Origin of the sequence: Microbacterium mangrovi (assembly GCF_000802305.1) — a bacterium.
Taxonomy (GTDB): Bacteria; Actinomycetota; Actinomycetes; order Actinomycetales; family Microbacteriaceae; genus Microbacterium; species Microbacterium mangrovi.
Map to the genome: position 1 here is coordinate 298373 of NZ_JTDK01000001.1, position 17459 is coordinate 315831.

A 17459-nucleotide genomic window follows, 5' to 3' on the forward strand; every position below is an offset into this window, starting at 1 on the left:
GAGAACTCCTCTGTGCTGTGGCGATGTGCGGGGGTGGGGGATGGGTCAGTGGATGTCGTGGCCGTGGCGCACGACGCGGGTGGGGGCGGGTCGGTCGACGACGAGCTGTGCGATCGTCGGGACGTCGAACTCGAGACGCGTCGGGCTCGTGGCCGTCACGTCCGAGGAGATGTCGGGGATGCCGAGCATCCGGGCACCCGAGGCGGTGGCGATGCGCCAGCAGCGCTCGAGGTCGGCGTCGGTGATGGCGCCGGTGCGGTAGCCGAGCAGGTGGGCCCGATCGACCATGGAGCCGGTGCCGAAGGGGCTCCAGCTGTCGCGCACGCCGTCGGAGCCGGCCGCGATCTGGACGCCGTGCGATTCGAGCAGGGCGAGGTCGGGCACCGGGTCGGGGCCGAGCGCGCAGGTGGCGATCCAGATCCGCGCGTCGGCGACGGCATCCAGCGTCTCGCGCAGGCTCGGCAGGGAGCTGTCGCACAGGGCGAAGGCGTGCGGGATGGTGACGTGTCCCTGCATCCCGGCCGCGACGGTGCGCGCCGCGATCTCGCGGATCTCGGCGAGGCCCTCCTCGCCGCCGTCGTGCAGGTGGATGTCGACGTCGCGGGAGGCGGCCTGCGCCATGCCGAACACCGCGTCGAGGTGGCCGTGCAGGTCGTGCTCGAGTCCGATCGGGTCGATGCCGCCGACGATGTCGGCGCCCGCGGTGAGGGATGCCGCCATGAGGTCGACGGTGCCGGGGTTGGTGAGCATGCCGAACTGGGGGAAGCTGACGATCTGCACGTCCAGGGTGGGGATGCGCTCGGCCGCGGCGCGCACGCCCTCCACGTTCGCGAGTCCGACCTCGGTGCCGACGTCGACGTGGGCGCGCATGGCGAGGGTGCCGTTGCGGTGCGCGTGGCTGAGCAGTGCGAAGGCGCGCTCCTCGACGGAGTGGGTGTACTCGCTCAGCGCCTTGATGTTGTTGCCGATGAGGTCTGCGAGGGTCTCGGCGGGGCGGCGGGACATCCACGGGTCGGACCAGCTCGACTTGTCGGGGTGGATGTGCGCATCGACGAGCCCGGCGGTGAGGAGCATGGGAGACCCTTTCTCGGCTTCGGTGCCGATTTCTGTGTGTTCGTCGCTGAACATCAGATGTCTGACGTATGATCACCATACATCACTCAAGGACGAGAATGGCAACCATGAAACCCATCGAGCGGAGATCGCTCGTAGACACAGTCGTCAGCGCGCTGCAGGCGCAGATCGCCTCGGGCGAGTGGGATGTGGACGACCGCATCCCCACCGAGGCCGAACTCGTCGCCCAGCTCGGCGTCAGCCGTTCGTCCGTGCGAGAGGGCGTCCGCTCACTCGTGCAGCTCGGACTGCTCGAGACCAGACAGGGCGACGGCACGTACGTCGTCGCGAAGGATCCCACCCAGGTGGCGCTGCGCCGCGCCCTCACCGGGGCGGACTCGCGCGAGGTCATGCGCGTGCGCCAGGCCCTCGACGCGCTCGCCGCCCGCGAGGCCGCCTTCAATCGCACCGAGGACGACGTGGCCCACCTGACCGCGCAGCTGCGTGCCCGCACCGCCGCCGCCAAGCGGGGGGACGAGGTGGCGTTCACCCGCCACGACGTCGCCTTCCACATCGGCGTGGTCGCGGCATCCCACAACGCGCTCCTCGCCGGGATCTACGCCAGCTTCGACGCCTCGCTGCACGCCGCGGTGCTCAGCAACGCGGCACCCTCGATGGCGATCGACGGCACGCCCGCCGACGAGCACGAGGCGCTCCTGCGGGCGATCGCGGACGGCGAGCCGGATGCCGCCGGCGCCGCGGCCCTCGCGGTCGTGGTGCGCAGCGAGCAGCTCATGGAGGGCGGCGGCCTCCACTGATCCGCGCTCCCGCGCCCTGAGCCCGTCGAAGGGCCGCTCAGGCGGGCGGGAGCAGAGGCCGTGCGGGCAGCGGGGACGAGTAGACGACGCTCGTCGTGACGCTGCCGAGCGTGCCGATCCGGGGACTCCGTGGATCTGCCCTTCAGTTCGCCGTCTGCCGCCAATAGTGTTCGAGCATGACAATCGCCGCCGTCTCCACCGACCGCCTGATCGCCCACTTCGCCGCCAAGCTCGAGTTCGAGACGGATGCCTCGGACGTCTTCGCCGCCCAGCAGGCGGGGGAGCGCTTCGTGCTGATCGACTCGCGCGGCGACGCGCCGTGGGCGCAGGGCCGCATCGTCGGCGCGCGGCATCTGCCGACCGCGCAGATCGCCGCCCGGGCACCGGAGGAGATCCCGCTGGACGTGCCGGTCGTGACGTACTGCTGGGGCCCGGGGTGCAACGGCTCGACGCGTGCCGCCCTGGAGTTCGCGAAGCTCGGTTACCAGGTCAAGGAGATGATCGGCGGGTTCGAGTACTGGGCCCGCGAGGGATACCCGGTCGAGGATGCCGCAGGACCCGTCGTGCGCGCCACCGACCCCCTGACCGCCCCGGTCGACGGCATCACCTGCGACTGCTGACCCCGGAGCCCGTGCGCTTCGACAGGCTCAGCGCACTCCCGCGCCCTGAGCCGCGCTCCCGCGCCCTGAGCCTGTCGAAGGGCAGTCCCCGCCGGGTCAGCTGCGCCGGATCGGGATGGGCCCGTGATCGGTCGCCGCGGCTTCGGCCGCGGCGGCCGCCTCCAGGTCCGCGGCGACATCGGGCACGTAGTTCGACTCCTCCATCGGCGGCCGCAGGTATCCGCCCGCGGCCGGGCGCGGCGGGATGTCCACGGCCGGGCGGTCGAGCAGCGTGTACGGGACCTGCGAGAGCAGGTGCGCGATCATGTTGATCCGCCCGCGGCGCTTGTCTTCGTTGTCGACCTCGAACCACGGCGCCTCGGGGATGTCGGTGCGCGCGATCATGGCGTCCTTGGCGCGGGAGTAGTCCTCCCACTTGGTGATCGACAGCAGGTCGTTGGGGCTCAGCTTCCACCGGCGCATGTGGTCGTCGGCGCGGGACCGGAAGCGGTTCTCCTGCTCGATGTCCGACACGCTGAACCAGTACTTCAGCAGGAGGATGCCGTCTTCCACGAGCATCCGCTCGAAGGTGGGCACCTGGTGCAGGAACCGCTCGTACTGCGCGTCGGTGCAGTACCCCATGACGCGCTCGACCCCGGCGCGGTTGTACCAGGAGCGGTCCATCAGCACGATCTCGCCCGCCGCCGGCAGGTGCGGCACGTAGCGCTGGAAGTACCACTGGGTGCGCTCGCGCTCGGTGGGCGACGGCAGCGCGACGATGCGCGTGACGCGCGGATTCAGGTACTCCGTGACGCGCTTGATCGTGGATCCCTTGCCCGCGGCATCCCGCCCCTCGAAGATCACCACGACGCGGGCTCCGGATGCCTGGACCCAGGCCTGCATGTCGACCAGGCCGCTTTGCAGGCGCTTCAGTTCGTGCTCGTAGAGGTGCTTGTCCAGACGCTTGCCCATGGGGTCAGGATGTCACAGGAGAGGGGCCACTTGGGGTGCCCTGCCATCTTCGCGGCGCGGTGCACGGTTTTCGACGATCACTACTCAATTTCGCCCGATCCGCACTCAATGCCTAGGAACTCGGAGAATTGCGCGCGCCGCCTGGGGAGAGTGGAACTCGCTACATCGCCAGTCCCGTCCGATGAAAGGAATGGCCAATGGCATGGACGACGAACCACATTCAGCCGACGTGGCAGGCAACTGAAACGTTCGGGACGCAACGCGACACTCAAACGTGGAGTAGGACGAGGGTCATGAAGGGCGCGGTGCAGTTTCGCCTGACCGACGTGTCCGGCTCCTCGGGGAGGCGATGGAATCACATCTCCTTCGAGGTGTGGCTAATCGACGCCAGCACTGGTGCCAGCTACGGCTCGGCCGTGCTCAGTAAACGGTGGGGTGTCGCGACCGCGTACAAGACAGTTGGCTTCGTGCCGAACGGCAGATCCGTAAGGCTCCGCACGCGTCTGAACATCTTTGACGACAGCCTCGGCAGCATGGAAGTGTCTGGGACATGGGCGGGAGATATCCGCTGGGACAACTCGAACGCGTCCTGACCGGCCATCCTCGGAGAAAGTGTTCCCATGAATTTCACCGTGAAACTCGTAGCAGCCCTCGCGGGCTCCACGCTCGTACTCGGCGCACTCGCCGGGTGCGCTGCGCAAGCCCCGCGGGCGGCATCCACCGCGTCTGCCGCCGCTCAGGACTCGTTCTCGCTGCCGTCGCCGTCGCCGCTGACCGAACTTCCGGAGTGGGCACGGGACACGGTGTGGATCGTCTACCCGAAAGGGCTCACCTGCTCGGGCACCGAAGGCTGCCCGAACGACTATCGCGCCGCGTTCGGTGAGCCCGGCCCCGTACTTCCAGAGGGCGTCAGGGAGTATGACCCGGCCACGGACTGGCTTCCGTCGATGCCGAAAGCATTCGCTCCCAAGTCGTAGCCTGGCCCTCGGCTCGAAAGGTCACAGGGCCAGGTGCAGCCGCAGAGCCTCGTCGATCTCTCCGAGCAGCTCCGCCTGAACCCATCCGACGATCCCCCTCCTGGTGGCGACGGCAACGCTGCGCAGGTGTCGTGCCGCGGCGATCTGTCGGTGATCGCTGCCCTTCGGGGAGACATCCTCCGCGATCCGCAACACCGCGACGGGACGAGGTGAACCCGCCCGGCGACGTGTGTATCACCGGACGGCGGGCATCCCTCTTCCCAGCGAGCACATCGGGAGGTGCATCATGACCACAGCAATCGAGGCGGGAGCCGTGCACGATGCCAAGGCATCCGCGTCCGTGCATCCCGCCGATCCCGCGGCCCTGCCGCGCAAGAGCAGCGACCGGGCCATGATCTGGCTGGCCCTCATCATTGGTGTGCTCGTGGTGGCGCTCGCGAGCATCGCCGCTGCGGTCACGCTGATCCTCACCGGCCACTCGGACTTCGCCAACGGTGCGTGGCCGATCGCGACCGCCGCGGTCGCCGGTGTCGTCGGCCTGTTCGCGAAGAGCCCGACCGCCGACTGACCTCGCTCGAAATCGAATAGTCAGTGCCATTGACAGATCCTCTGCGGATCCTGCACACTGGTCTGGGCTCACCGCCGAGACCGGAAGGAAACGCATGTCGAGGCACATCATCACGGGCGCACGGATCTTCACCGCCGACCAGCGCAGGTACGCCGACGCGCTCGTCGTCGACGGCGACCGGTTCCTGTACGTCGGCGACGCCGACACGGCACGGCGGGTGGCCGGGCCGGATGCCTCGACCGAAGACCTGGGCGGCGCGCTCGTGCTCCCCGGCTTCGTCGATGCGCACGCGCACGTCGTGGGCACCGGCGAGGTGGCATCCTTCGTGGACCTGTGGGGAGCGGACGACCTCGCCGAGGTGCAGCGCCGGATCGCCGCCGGCTCCGCGGCCGACCCCGAGGCACCGCGCGTCCGTGCGCACGGCTTCCAGCACGGCGCCGTGCCGGGCGGCATCCCGCACCGGGCGCAGCTCGACACGATCGTGCCCGACCGCCCCGTCTACGTGCAGGCGTACGACTTCCACTCGATCTGGCTGAACACCGCCGCGCTCGCCGAGTGCGGCATCACCGACGAGACCCCGAATCCTCCCGGCGGCACGATCCACCGCGACGCCGACGGCACCGCGACGGGCTACATCGACGAGACCGCGATGCACCGGTACGTGTGGCCGTTCCTCGACGGCACGACGACGGATGCCTCCCGGGATGCCGACCTGCAGGCCGTGCTCGCCGGCTACCGCGAGCGGGGCGTCACCGCCGCGACCGACATGGCGATGAACGCCGACGACCTCGCCGCCCTCCGCCGCGCGGAGCAGAACGGCACCCTGACCGTGCGCGTCGCCGCGCACTGGCGCGTGCAGCCCACCGGGAACGAGGCCGACAACCTCGCCCAGGTCGAGAACGTGAAGACCCTCGCCGCCGCGCAGGGCAGCGACCTGCTGCGGGTCATCGGCATCAAGGTCATGATCGACGGGACCGTCGACGGCTGCACCGCGGCGATCGGCTTCCCCTACGCCGACGGCACGAGCGCCGACCCGATCTGGAGCCTCGACGAACTCGCCCCCGTCGTGATCGCCGCGGATGCCGCCGGCCTGCAGGTCGCGATGCACGCGATCGGCGACGAGGCCGTGCGCATCGGCATCGCCGCGGTCGAGGCGGCCGTCGCCGCGAACGGCCCGATCTCGCGCCGGCACCGCATCGAGCATCTCGAGGTCGTCGACCGGGCCGACATCGACCGGCTCGCCGCCCTCGGCATCACCGCCAGCATGCAGCCCGTCCACGCCGATCCGGCCATCCAGGACAACTGGCGCGAGAAGCTCGGCGACCCGGCCCGCATCGACTACGGATTCCCGTGGACCGAGATGACCGATGCCGGCGCTCCGCTGGCATTCGGCACCGATTCGCCGACGTCCGACTACGACCCCCTGCCCAACATGTTCGTCGCCGCGACCCGGCGCTCGGCCCTCGACCCGTCGCTGCCGGCCAACACGCCGCGCTTCGCGGTACCGCTAATCCAGTCCATCGAGCACGCCACCCGGGATGCCGCCCGCGCCAGTCGCGCGGAAGACCGGTACGGGCGCATCGCCGCCGGTCTGTGCGCCGACTTCATCGTGCTGGATCGCGATGTCACGCAGCTCGACCCCGAAGAGCTGCTGCAGGCATCCGTCGTCCGCACCGTGCTGGGAGGCGAGACCATCCACACCCGCTGAGGGACACCCGACCCTCGGCATCAACGCAACAGCAAGGAGGCTGACGCGTGACCACAACCACCGTCATCGCGACCCGCAAAGCGCGGGGCGCGGGCGCCTGGCCGATGGTGAGATTCATCGGCGGGCGTCTCATCGGCCTGATCGTGACGCTGCTCATCGCGAGCGTCGTCGTGTTCGGCGCCCTGTACGCGGCGCCCGGCTCGCCGCTGACCTTCCTCACCCACGGGCGCACCATGACGCCCGAGGCGAAGGCGCAGATCGCCGCCGAGTACCACCTGGACGAGCCGATCTGGCAGCAGTACCTGCGCTGGCTCGGCGGCGCGATCCACGGCGACTTCGGCACCTCGATCATCTACAACGTGCCCGTCTCGCAGATGATCGCGAACCGGGCGCCCATCACGATCCTGCTCGTCGTGATGTCGGCCGTCATCGTGCTCGTCGTCGGTCTCGCGATCGGCCTGTACGCGGGCCTGCGCCCCGGCTGGCTGTCGCGGTCCACGATCGCCGGCGCCACGGCCGTGATGGCGGTGCCCACCTTCGTGGCCGCCGTCGTGCTCATCTCGGTGTTCGCGGTGTCGCTCGGCTGGTTCCCGGTGTTCGGGTCCGGCAAGGACGGGTGGGATGCCGTGTACCACATGATCCTCCCGGCGATCGCGCTCGCGATCGCGTCGGTCGCGTTCGTCGCGCGCCTCGCCCAGGGCGCGATCCGGGCCGAGCTCGGCAGCGACCACGTGCAGACCGCGAAGAGCCGCGGCCTGCCCGGCAGCGTCATCGTGCGCCGCCATGTGATCCGCAACGCCGCCATGCCGGTGCTCACCGTCGCCGGCCTCACGATCGCGGGCCTCATCGCCGGATCGGTCGTCGTCGAGCAGGTCTTCCAGCTCGGCGGCCTCGGTCAGCTGCTGATCGCGAGTGTGCAGCAGAAGGACTTCCCCGTCGTGCAGGCGATCTGTCTGCTGTACGTGGCGACCTTCATCGTCCTCAACACCCTCATCGACCTCGCCTACACGCTGCTGGATCCGCGCGTGTCCACCGGAAGGAGCGCGTCATGACCGTCGCCGCCGCCGACGCGCGCCTGCTCGAGGCGAGCGCCAAGAGGATGCGCCGCGCCGCACGACTGAGTGTCGGGAGCTGGGTCTCCATCGGCATCCTCGTGTTCGTCGTCCTGATGGCCCTCATCGGGCCCCTGCTGTACCCCGTCGACCCCAACGCGGTCGACCTGTCCGCCGCGTACGAGGGCCCGAGCGCGGCGCATCCGCTCGGCACCGACGGCACCGGACGAGACCTGCTCGCCCGCATCATCTGGGGCTCCCGGCCGGCCCTCACAGGGCCCGCCCTCGTGGTGCTCGCCTCGACGATCCTCGGCGTCGTCCTGGCGCTCGCGGCCGTGTGGTTCGGCGGATGGTTCGACCAGCTCAACGTCCGGGTGGTCGACGCGATCTTCGCGTTCCCGGGCCTGCTGCTGGCGATCCTCGCCACGTCGCTGTTCGGCCCCGGGCTCACCGCCGCGGTCGCGGCCCTGTCGATCGCATACATCCCCTACATCGCGCGCATCGTCCGGTCCGCGGCGCTGCGGGAGCGCAACCTGCCCTACGTCGCCGCGCTGCGCGTGCAGGGCGTGCGCGGCTTCGTGATCTCGACCCGGCACATCCTGCCGAACGTGTCGGGGCTCATCGTCGCGAACGCCACGATCTCGTTCGGGTTCGCGCTGATGGATCTCGCGGGACTGTCCTTCATCGGCCTGGGCGTTCAGCCGCCGACCGCCGACTGGGGCGCCATGGTCGGCACCGGCATGTCCGGCGTGCTGCAGGGCGCACCGCTGGAGGCCCTCGAGGCCTCGATCATGATCGTGCTCGTCGTCGCCGCGGTCAACGTGCTCGGCGACCGGCTCACCGAACGAGCGGAGGCTCGCTCATGACCGCGCTGCTGGAGGTCCAGGACCTCACCGTCAAGCTCCCCGTGCAGGGCGAGTACCGTACCGTGCTGCAGGACGTCTCGCTGGAGGTGGAGGCGGGCCGCACGCTCGGCATCGTCGGCGAGTCGGGATCGGGCAAGTCGATGACCGTGCGCACGATCGACCGGCTGCTGCCCGACGGCGCCCACGTCACCGGCTCCATCCGCTTCGACGGCACCGAGGTCGCCGGGCTCACCGGTGAGGCGCTGCGGCAGTACCGGGCCAAAGACGTCGCGATGATCTTCCAGGATGCCCGCGCCTACACCAACCCGGTGCGCCGGATCGGCGACTTCCTCACCGAAGCTCTTCGCACCAACGACCGGATGACGAAGCAGACCGCCGTGAAGAAGGCCACGGGCCTGCTCGCCGAGGTCGGCATCCGCGATCCCGAGCGACGCCTGCGGCAGTACCCGCACGAGCTGTCCGGAGGTCTTCTGCAGCGGGTCATGATCGCTGCCGCCGTCGCCGTGCGCCCGCGCCTCATCCTCGCCGACGAGCCCACCACGGCGCTGGATGTCACCACCCAGGCCGAGGTCATGTCGATCCTGCGGCGGATGCAGCACGAGTACGGGCTGGCGATGGTCTTCATCACGCACGACCTGGAACTGGCCGGCGCGGTCTGCGACGACACCATGGTGCTCTACGCGGGGCAGGTCCTCGAGCATCAGGCATCCGCCTCGCTCGCGCACGATCCGCTGCACCCGTACACGGCCGCCCTCATGCAGGCGCGCCCGGAGATCGACCGCCGCGTCGACCGGCTCCCCGCGATCCCGGGGCATCCCACCACGGCGTACGAGGCGCCGGTCGGATGCCCGTTCGCGCCCCGCTGCCGGTTCGTGCAGGACGAGTGCCGCGCCGAGACCCCGCCGCTGATCCCGATCGAGGCGCTGACCGGCGCCGGGGTGCAAGGGCTCAGCCGGTGCCGGCGGATGCCGGAGCTGCGCGGAAGGCTGTTCGAGACCGTCGAGATCGTCGAGGAGGCCCAGGCATGAACGAGATGGCATCCGACACCACGCTGCTGAGCGTGCGGGACCTCACGAAGGTCTTCGGGCGCGGACGCAACCAGGCCACCGCGGTCGACGGGGTCTCGTTCGACCTGGAGCAGGGCGGTGCGATGGGCATCGTCGGCGAATCCGGGTCGGGCAAGACGACGACGGCGCGCATGATCATCGGACTGGAGACCCCGACCTCGGGCAGCATCCGGTTCCGCGGAGAGGACCGCACCCGGCCGGCCCGCGGGGTGAAGACCCTCCGCGAACGGGGGCGCAGCATCCAGATCGTGTTCCAGGACCCGTACACGTCGCTCGACCGCCGGCAGCGCATCGGCGACTGCCTGGCCGAGGTGATCGGGGTGCACTTCCGGATGGACCGGGATGCCACGAAGGCCCGCGTCCGTGAGCTCGCCGACCTGGTCGGGCTCGACGAGCGCCAGCTTAACGCCCTGCCCAAGAGCCTCTCGGGCGGGCAGCGGCAGCGCGTCGCGATCGCCCGGGCGCTCGCCGCCGAACCCGAAGTGCTCATCCTCGACGAGGCGGTCTCGGCGCTGGACGTCTCCGTGCAGGCGCAGATCCTGAACCTGCTCAGCGACATCCGCGAGTCCCAGGGCGTCAGCTACCTGTTCATCAGCCACGACCTCGCCGTCATCCGGCAGGTCACCGAGCACTCCATCGTGATGCGGCACGGCGAGGTGGTCGAGCAGGGTCTCACCGCCGACCTGCTCGATGACCCGCAGCATCCCTACACCCGCCAACTGCGCGACAGCGTTCCGCGCGAAGGCTGGGATCCGGCATCCGTGACCGCGGCCCGCTGAGCCACCCGAACAAGGACCACCCCATGAAGAAGACCACCCGCATCCGGCTGGCCGCGGTCGCGGTGCTCGCCACGGCGGCGCTCGCGCTCACCGGATGCCACCCGCAGATCGGCATCGGCGAGGGAACGCCCCTCGTGGTGATGACCCCGGAGGCGAGCAAGCCCGTCGACGCCATCACCTGGAACGTGTTCGAGGGCGAGCCGCAGACCGTCGACCCGTACCACTCCGCCGACTACACGCCCAACATGATCGTGTCGAACATGTGCGAGAACCTTCTCTCGCAGACGCCCGACTTCAAGATCAAGCCGAACCTGGCCTCCTCGTACGCCAACCCGAACCCGCTGACGTGGGTGTACGACCTCCGCAAGGACGTCACCTTCTGGGACGGACACCCGATGACGGCCGACGATGTCGTCTATTCGATGACGAAGAACTGGAAGGACCAGACCGGGTTCTACAGCTTCCTCTACGCGAACGTCGCCTCGATCACCAAGACGGGGCCGTACCAGGTGACCGTGAAGATGAAGCAGCCCGACTACCTCTTCAACGAAGAGCTCGCCTCGACGGTGGGCGTCGTCGTCGAGAAGGAGTTCACCGAGAAGGCGGGCAAGAACTTCGGGTCCCCCTCGGGCGGGCTCATGTGCACCGGGCCGTACGAGTACGGCGGCTGGAAGCAGGGGCAGTCGATCACGGCGATCGCCAACGCGCACTACTGGAACAAGGCGCTGCAGCCCAAGGTGAAGAAGATCACGTTCACGTTCCTCACCGACGACTCCTCGATCACGTCGGGGCTGCTGTCGGGAGAGATCGACGGCACCTACAACGTGCCCGTGTCCGGCATCCCGACCCTGAAGGTGTCGGATGCCGGCAAGCTCTACCGGGGCAAGGCGGGCCTCGAGGTCGAGTTCGTCGTCGCGAACCAGAAGGGCGCGCTGCGCAATCCCGACATCCGCAAGGCGCTGCAGCTCGCGATCGACTGGAAGGGCATCGGCGCCGTCGTGTACGGCGGCGAGGGCACGCCCACGAACCTGCAGATGGCCTCCGCCAACTTCGGGTTCGCGAAGCAGCAGCTGGAAGCCCTGTACAAACAGGTGAACACGACCGACGGCAGCCCGCAGATCGCGAAGGCGAAGGCGCTCCTCAAGGGCGTCCCGGCCGCCGAACGGGGCAAGCAGATCAGCCTCGTCGTGCCGAACCAGTCCGAGACCCAGCAGCTGGGCCTTGCCGTGCAGTCCGCGGCGGAGAAGATCGGCCTGAACTTCAAGCTGATCATCGCGCCCGCGACCGGGTACTCGAACTACCTGTACGACCCGAAGACCCGCGGAAACATCGACCTGCTGTACACGCAGTTCTGGGGCGGCATCCCGAACCCGCTCGACTGGTTGCAGACCACGGCCGTCACGTACGGCTCGTTCAACCAGGGCAACTACTCCGCCATCGACGACACGTACTACCAGGCGGTGTCGACGAAGGATCCGACCCGCCGTGCCGAACTCGCAGCGCAGATGGAGAAGCAGCTCTACGACGAGATGAACCCGATGATCGGCGGGGTGGAACTGACCAACGACGTGTGGATGAACAAGCGGATCTCCGGCGCCCCGGCGACATTCGACTACGTTTACTACCCGTGGGCGGCACATCTGGGGGGAACGGGCGAGAAATGACCGATCGCGCCGGTCGCCCGGGACCGAAGCCGCGCCTGAGCTCCGAGCTCATCGTGCAGGCGGCGTTCCGGGTGACCGAGCGCGGCGGCGTCTCGGCCCTCACGTTCACCGCGCTCGGGCGGGAGCTGAACGCCCACCCCACCGCGGTCTACCGGCACTTCCGCGACCGTGACGACCTGATGCGCTCCCTCGTGGACGCCCTGCAGGGCGAGGTGCTCGCCGAGGCCCCCGACGAGCACCCCGACGACTGGATCGAGCAGCTGCGAGTGCGGGCCATGGCCACCCACCGCGTCTTCATGCGGCATCCCCAGATCGCGCAGGAGGCGAGCGTCCGCTCGGCTCGCCTGCCGAACGAGTTCCGCATCATCGACGAGACCATCGGGGTGTTCCGCCGGGCGGGACTGAGCGAGCAGGATGCTGCCCGCTGCTACCGCGTGTACAGCGACTTCGTGCTGGCGTACTCCGCTCAGGATGCCGCGTTGCTCGCGCTGAACCCGGAGACCCTGGCCGGAGACCTGGCCGCCTGGGACCACGAATACCGCACGCTCGGGGCGGAGTATCCGAACGCCGCCGCCGTGGCGCACGCGCTTCCGGCCCTGGACGACCCGGCGAACTTCGCCTTCGCCCTCGACCTGGTGCTCGAGGGCCTCCGGGCCTACCACGCGAGGGCGACCGCACCCGGTCGTTGAGCGAGGACGCCGCAGGCGACCGAGTCGAAACGCGTCGACCCGTACGGATGGCAGCCGGTGGATGCCGGGTACCGTGGAACGGTGAACCCCGACCTGCGGCTGGTGGCCGCCGACATGGACGGCACCCTGCTGGATGCCGAGGGCCGTGTGCCCGACCGCCTGTGGCCGCTGCTGGAGATCATGCGCGAGCGCGGCATCCTGTTCGTGCCGGCCAGCGGCCGCCAGTACGCGACGCTTCGGACCCTGTTCGCCCGAGCCGCCGCCGGGATGCCTTTCATCGCCGAGAACGGCACCTACGTGGTGCGCGACGACGTCGAGATCAGCTCCGCACCGCTCGACGCGGACACGGTGCGCGCGGTGATCGCGGCTCTCGCCGGCACGCCCGCCGACTACGGGATCGTGATCTGCGGACGCGATCGCGCGTGGGTGTCGCGCACCGACGACGCGTTCCTCGGCGAGGTCGACAAGTACTACGTCGTGCACGAGGTCATCGCCGACCTCGACGCCGTCGCGGACCAGGCGATCAAGATCGCGGTGTTCTGCTTCGGGGATGCCGAGACCGAGATCGCCCCGGCTCTCGCCGGCTTCCGCGCCACCCACCAGGTCGTGGTGTCGGGCGCGGCCTGGGTGGACGTGATGGATGCCCGGGTGAACAAGGGCGAGGCTCTGCGCGCCCTGCAGGATGCCCTCGGCATCGGCCCCGAGCACAGCGCCGCGTTCGGCGACTACCTCAACGACCTCGAGATGCTGCAGGCAGTGGAGTGGTCGTACGCCATGGACAACGCGCACCCCGACGTGAAGGCCGTCGCCCGCAGCCTCGCCCCGCACCACCACGACGAGGGCGTCATCGAGGTGCTCGGCGAGCTCCTCGGCGTGGAGGTCTGAGACCGAGCGAACGCCTGCCCCGCTCGTATCACCGACGCGGGGAGCCGCTCCCCACAAGTAGGCATCCGAGGGGGCGGACATCGACGCGCCGACGACGCCGCGATGAGACATCAACCGAATAGGGAGAAGACGATGTCCGAGCACGAAGCGATCCAATGCATCATCCCGCCGTACATGGTGGACTCCATCCAGCAGAACGGCACGGAGGAGCAGCGAGCCTTCGTCGAGTCGACGGCGCAGCTCAGCGAGCGCATCCGCGCCGAGCGCGCTGCGGCACCGGCCAAGCAGGTCGAGGCGACCCCGGGGGAGGGCCTGGCTTCGACTGCGACGACGAGGATCTTCGATGCGCGCAACGGGACGAATCTTCCTGGGACGCTCGTGCGGAGCGACGGCGACCAGGCCAGCGGCGACGTCTCCGTGAACGAGGCCTTCGACGGCCTGAGAGCGACACTCGTCCTGTACGGCGATCAGTTCAACCGGGACTCGGTGGACGGGAACGGCGAGGGGCTGATCGGCAGCGTCCACTACGGCCGCAACTACGACAACGCGCAGTGGAACGGTACGCAGATGCTGTTCGGCGACGGCGACGGGCGGATCTTCGTGCGATTCACGATCGCCATCGACGTGATGGGCCACGAGCTCACCCACGGGGTGACCCAGGCCAGCGGTGGGATGGACTACAACGGTCAGAGCGGTGCGCTGAACGAGTCGATGTCGGACGTCTTCGGATCGATGGTCAAGCAGTACCACGCCTCTCCGCCGCAGACGGCGGCGGATGCCGACTGGCTGATCGGGGCGGGCCTGCTTGCGCCCGGGATCAACGGCGTCGCGCTGCGGTCGATGAAGGCGCCCGGGACGGCGTACGACGACCCTCTGCTCGGAAAGGACCCGCAGCCCGCGAACATGAGCGGTTACGTCAACACGTCCGACGACAACGGCGGGGTGCACACCAATTCCGGCATCCCGAACCATGCCTTCTACCTCGCCGCCGTCGCGCTCGGAGGTCACGCCTGGGAGCGTGCCGGGCAGATCTGGTACAACGTGCTGACCGACCCCGGCCGCCCCTCGAACCTGAACTTCCAGGACTTCGCCCAGCGCACGGTGAACACGGCGTTCGCGATGTATCAGGCGGAAGAGGCGAAGAAGGTCGTGGACGCGTGGGCACAGGTCGGAATCACGGTGAGCCCGCAGTTCGTCAAGGGCCAGCTGCTCTCGTACGGCGATGCGGGGACTCCGGGCAACGTGTCGGATCCGGATGTGGTCGGGTTCGGCGGCTGGCAGGCGTTCACATTCCTGTTCGGCGGCCGCAATGCGGCCGGTCGGGATCGGATCTACGCCGTCGACGGTCAAGGTCGTCTGCTCTCGTACGGAGATGCGGGGACACCGGGCAACGTGTCGGCCCCCGATGTGGTGGGGTTCGGGGGCTGGCAGGACTTCCGGTTCCTGTTCTCGGGCCGCAATGCGGCCGGTCAGGACCGGATCTACGCCGTTGACGGTCAGGGCCGGCTTCTCTCGTACGGCGACTCCGGGACGCCGGGAAACGTGTCCTCCCCGGATGTGGTCGGGTTCGGCGGCTGGCAGGACTTCCGGTTCCTGTTCGCCGGCCGGAACGCGGCGGGTCAGGATCGGATCTACGCCGTCGACGGTCAGGGTCAGCTGCTTTCGTACGGCGACTCCGGGACGCCAGGCAATGTCTCGGATCCGGTCGTCGTCGGGTTCGGCGGCTGGCAGGACTTCCGGTTCCTGTTCGCCGGCCGGAATGCGGCCGGTCAGGACCGGATCTACGCCGTCGACGGTCAGGGTCAGCTGCTTTCGTACGGCGACTCCGGGACGCCGGGCAATGTGTCGAACCCGGATGTCGTCGGGTTCGGCGGCTGGCAGGCGTTCCAGTTCCTGTTCGCGGGCCGCAACGCCTCCGGGCAAGACCGGATCTACGCGGTTCCCTCCTGAGCCCCCACGCCGGTCGAGCCGCGCTCGGGGGTCGGACGGCGCGTGCGCTCAGCGCGCGGGACGGCTCCGGTACCGGCCGGTGGTCCACCGGCCACCGCGCCAGCGACCTGGCTCCCAGATCCGTCCGGTGTCCGGCCGCACGACGGAGGTGCGACCCTGGAATCGAGGGAGTGCGCGGAGGCCGAGATGCTCGCTGTCCCAGCGCTTCATGAACTCATCAGCGAATCGCTCGAGTCGGGCAGGCATAGCGCGGAGCAGGTCGGTCACCATTCCCTCGGGCACCTCGGCGATCGCCGCCGTGAATGCGTCAGGTAGCTGCTCGGCCATCTCCCGGAGGAATACGGAGAAGGCACCTCTGGACATACCGAGGACATCGGCTGCGTGCGCAAGGGTCGCCGTTTGGGAAGTATTCTGCGCTTACTGCCGGTGGGGAAGTATCCTGCACTTTGTGTTTGATCGCACAGGGAGATCATCACCGCAGGTACGATCGTCGTCATCATCCCGACCAACACCACCGACACATCCGTCCTCCGTGGTGAGCTGCACGATGGCTGGACCGTCCGCGCCGCGGGCGGTCCCGCTCCGGAGGCGATCGCCGGTCGCCGGGTCGCGGCATCCGTCCCCGGCGGCTGGCAGGCGTTCTAGTTCCTGTTCGCGGGCCGCAACGCCTCCGGGCAAGACCGGATCTACGCGGTTCCCTCTTGAGCCGGCACGCCCGTCGAGCCGCGCTCGGTGAGGGTCGCGGTCGAGTCGAGGAAGGCATCCGGCTCGGCCCCGTCGAGCACGGCGAACAGTCGCCGGATCGCGTGCGCGCCGGTGGCGGCGACGTCGTGGCTGAGTGCCGTGAGCGGGGGGAAGGTGTGCTCGCACAGCACCGAGTCGTCCCACGCGATGATCGACACGTCCCCGGGCACGTCCAGCCCGAGCTCGTGGGCGACGCCGAGGCCGGCGACGGCCATCAGGTCGTTGTCGTAGATCAGCGCGGTGGGGCGCCCGTCCTCCTGCAGGATGGAGCGGGTCGCTCCGGTGCCGGATTCCAGCGTGTAGTCGGTGCGCAGGATGCGGGGCGTCAGTCCGCGCCGGGTCATCTCGTCGGAGAACGCCTCATCACGGATGCGGGTGTGCGCGAACTCGGCGACGCCGGCGACGCGGGTGATGCGCCGGTGTCCGAGTTCGGCCAGCCGGGCCACCGCGGCGCGCATGGAGGCGGCGTCATCCGTCCACACGCTCGTCGCTGCGCCGGCGACGCTCGGGTCCCCGACGACGACCGCCGGCAGAGCCCGGTCGCCTGCGATGAGATCGAGACGCGGATCGTCGACGAGCAGATCGACGAGCAGGATGCCGTCCACCCGCCGCGTGCTGCGCCACTTCGTGAGCGTGGCGATCTCGTCGTCCATGGAGGCGGCGACCTGAAGGAGGAGACCGTAGCCCCGGCTGGACATCTCCGACTCCATTCCGGCGATGAAGCGCATGAAGAACGACTCCAGCCCGAGCGTGCGCAGGTCGCGACGCAGCACGAGCCCGATCGTCTCGGTGCGAGCCTCCGCCAGAGACCGGGCCGCCGTCGAGGGTGCCCAGCCGAGCTCGTCGGCGACCTTCAGCACCCGCGCCCGCGTTTTCTCGGACACCCCCTTGCGGCCGTTCAGCGCGAACGAGACCGCGCCGATCGACACCCCCGCCCGTGCAGCGATGTCGTTGATCGTGACACGGACGGCGGGGGAGGGGCGTTGCTGCTCGGTCACCTCTGAACCCTAGCGCGCGCAATCACAGTCATCCACAACCTCACTAAAGCGCTTTACAACTTAAGCGCTT

Annotated in this window: 18 protein-coding genes; 14 read left to right on the plus strand and 4 right to left on the minus strand. The window is 69.3% G+C overall.

Features of this window, described 5'->3' with window-relative positions:
- Positions 1-45: 45 nt before the first annotated feature.
- Entirely contained in the window at positions 46-1074 is a 1029-nt protein-coding gene (locus LK09_RS01315; RefSeq protein WP_231562918.1) for an amidohydrolase family protein, read from the minus strand.
- 107 nt (positions 1075-1181) lie between these two features.
- On the opposite strand from LK09_RS01315, the gene LK09_RS01320 reads away from it, so the two are divergent.
- Complete coding sequence (locus tag LK09_RS01320; protein ID WP_039394596.1) at positions 1182-1871, plus strand: FadR/GntR family transcriptional regulator; 690 nt, start codon at positions 1182-1184, stop codon at positions 1869-1871.
- Between the two features lie 176 nt (positions 1872-2047).
- A complete protein-coding gene (locus LK09_RS01325; RefSeq protein WP_039394599.1) occupies positions 2048-2491 on the plus strand; it encodes a rhodanese-like domain-containing protein in 444 nt (147 codons plus the stop codon).
- A 96-nt stretch (positions 2492-2587) separates the two neighbouring features.
- Here the strand turns inward: LK09_RS01325 and ppk2 are convergent, their stop codons facing one another.
- A complete protein-coding gene (gene ppk2, locus LK09_RS01330) occupies positions 2588-3442 on the minus strand; it encodes a polyphosphate kinase 2 (RefSeq protein ID WP_052226269.1) in 855 nt (284 codons plus the stop codon).
- 293 nt (positions 3443-3735) lie between these two features.
- On the opposite strand from ppk2, the gene LK09_RS01335 reads away from it, so the two are divergent.
- Together LK09_RS01335 and LK09_RS01340 are read left to right on the plus strand one after the other, a co-directional pair.
- Positions 3736-4035, plus strand: coding sequence for a hypothetical protein (locus LK09_RS01335; protein ID WP_156138599.1), 300 nt, complete (start codon positions 3736-3738; stop codon positions 4033-4035).
- 27 nt (positions 4036-4062) lie between these two features.
- On the plus strand, positions 4063-4419 hold the full coding sequence (locus LK09_RS01340; RefSeq protein ID WP_039394605.1) for a hypothetical protein: 357 nt from the start codon (positions 4063-4065) through the stop codon (positions 4417-4419).
- 21 nt (positions 4420-4440) lie between these two features.
- Here the strand turns inward: LK09_RS01340 and LK09_RS21690 are convergent, their stop codons facing one another.
- Positions 4441-4611, minus strand: coding sequence for a hypothetical protein (locus tag LK09_RS21690; protein ID WP_197060944.1), 171 nt, complete (start codon positions 4609-4611; stop codon positions 4441-4443).
- A gap of 94 nt (positions 4612-4705) precedes the next feature.
- Here LK09_RS21690 and LK09_RS01345 point away from each other — a divergent pair, with 94 nt between their 5' ends.
- The 10 genes from LK09_RS01345 to LK09_RS21035 all read left to right on the plus strand — a co-directional run bounded on the left by LK09_RS01345 (position 4706) and on the right by LK09_RS21035 (position 15647).
- Positions 4706-4987, plus strand: a complete 282-nt coding sequence (locus LK09_RS01345) for a hypothetical protein (RefSeq protein WP_156138600.1) — start codon at positions 4706-4708, stop codon at positions 4985-4987.
- Between the two features lie 94 nt (positions 4988-5081).
- Positions 5082-6695 carry an amidohydrolase gene (locus tag LK09_RS01350; protein ID WP_039394611.1) on the plus strand — a complete coding sequence of 538 codons (1614 nt, stop codon included), beginning with the start codon at positions 5082-5084 and terminating at the stop codon, positions 6693-6695.
- Between the two features lie 47 nt (positions 6696-6742).
- Positions 6743-7747 carry an ABC transporter permease gene (locus tag LK09_RS01355; protein WP_197060945.1) on the plus strand — a complete coding sequence of 335 codons (1005 nt, stop codon included), beginning with the start codon at positions 6743-6745 and terminating at the stop codon, positions 7745-7747.
- Positions 7744-8613, plus strand: coding sequence for an ABC transporter permease (locus tag LK09_RS01360; RefSeq protein WP_231562919.1), 870 nt, complete (start codon positions 7744-7746; stop codon positions 8611-8613). Before LK09_RS01355 ends, LK09_RS01360 begins: the two co-directional genes overlap by 4 nt.
- Complete coding sequence (locus tag LK09_RS01365) at positions 8610-9641, plus strand: ABC transporter ATP-binding protein (protein WP_052226270.1); 1032 nt, start codon at positions 8610-8612, stop codon at positions 9639-9641. The genes LK09_RS01360 and LK09_RS01365 overlap by 4 nt, the downstream gene beginning before the upstream one ends.
- Positions 9638-10459 carry an ABC transporter ATP-binding protein gene (locus LK09_RS01370; RefSeq protein WP_082007974.1) on the plus strand — a complete coding sequence of 274 codons (822 nt, stop codon included), beginning with the start codon at positions 9638-9640 and terminating at the stop codon, positions 10457-10459. Before LK09_RS01365 ends, LK09_RS01370 begins: the two co-directional genes overlap by 4 nt.
- Positions 10460-10482: 23 nt before the next feature.
- Positions 10483-12123 carry an ABC transporter substrate-binding protein gene (locus tag LK09_RS01375; RefSeq protein WP_039394614.1) on the plus strand — a complete coding sequence of 547 codons (1641 nt, stop codon included), beginning with the start codon at positions 10483-10485 and terminating at the stop codon, positions 12121-12123.
- On the plus strand, positions 12120-12812 hold the full coding sequence (locus LK09_RS01380) for a TetR/AcrR family transcriptional regulator (RefSeq protein ID WP_039394617.1): 693 nt from the start codon (positions 12120-12122) through the stop codon (positions 12810-12812). Before LK09_RS01375 ends, LK09_RS01380 begins: the two co-directional genes overlap by 4 nt.
- An 81-nt stretch (positions 12813-12893) precedes the next feature.
- Positions 12894-13697, plus strand: coding sequence for a Cof-type HAD-IIB family hydrolase (locus tag LK09_RS01385; RefSeq protein ID WP_231562920.1), 804 nt, complete (start codon positions 12894-12896; stop codon positions 13695-13697).
- Positions 13698-13829: 132 nt separating this feature from the next.
- On the plus strand, positions 13830-15647 hold the full coding sequence (locus tag LK09_RS21035; RefSeq protein WP_082007975.1) for a M4 family metallopeptidase: 1818 nt from the start codon (positions 13830-13832) through the stop codon (positions 15645-15647).
- Between the two features lie 686 nt (positions 15648-16333).
- Here LK09_RS21035 and LK09_RS01400 read toward each other — a convergent pair.
- Positions 16334-17389, minus strand: coding sequence for a LacI family DNA-binding transcriptional regulator (locus LK09_RS01400; protein ID WP_039394627.1), 1056 nt, complete (start codon positions 17387-17389; stop codon positions 16334-16336).
- Positions 17390-17459: the final 70 nt, after the last annotated feature.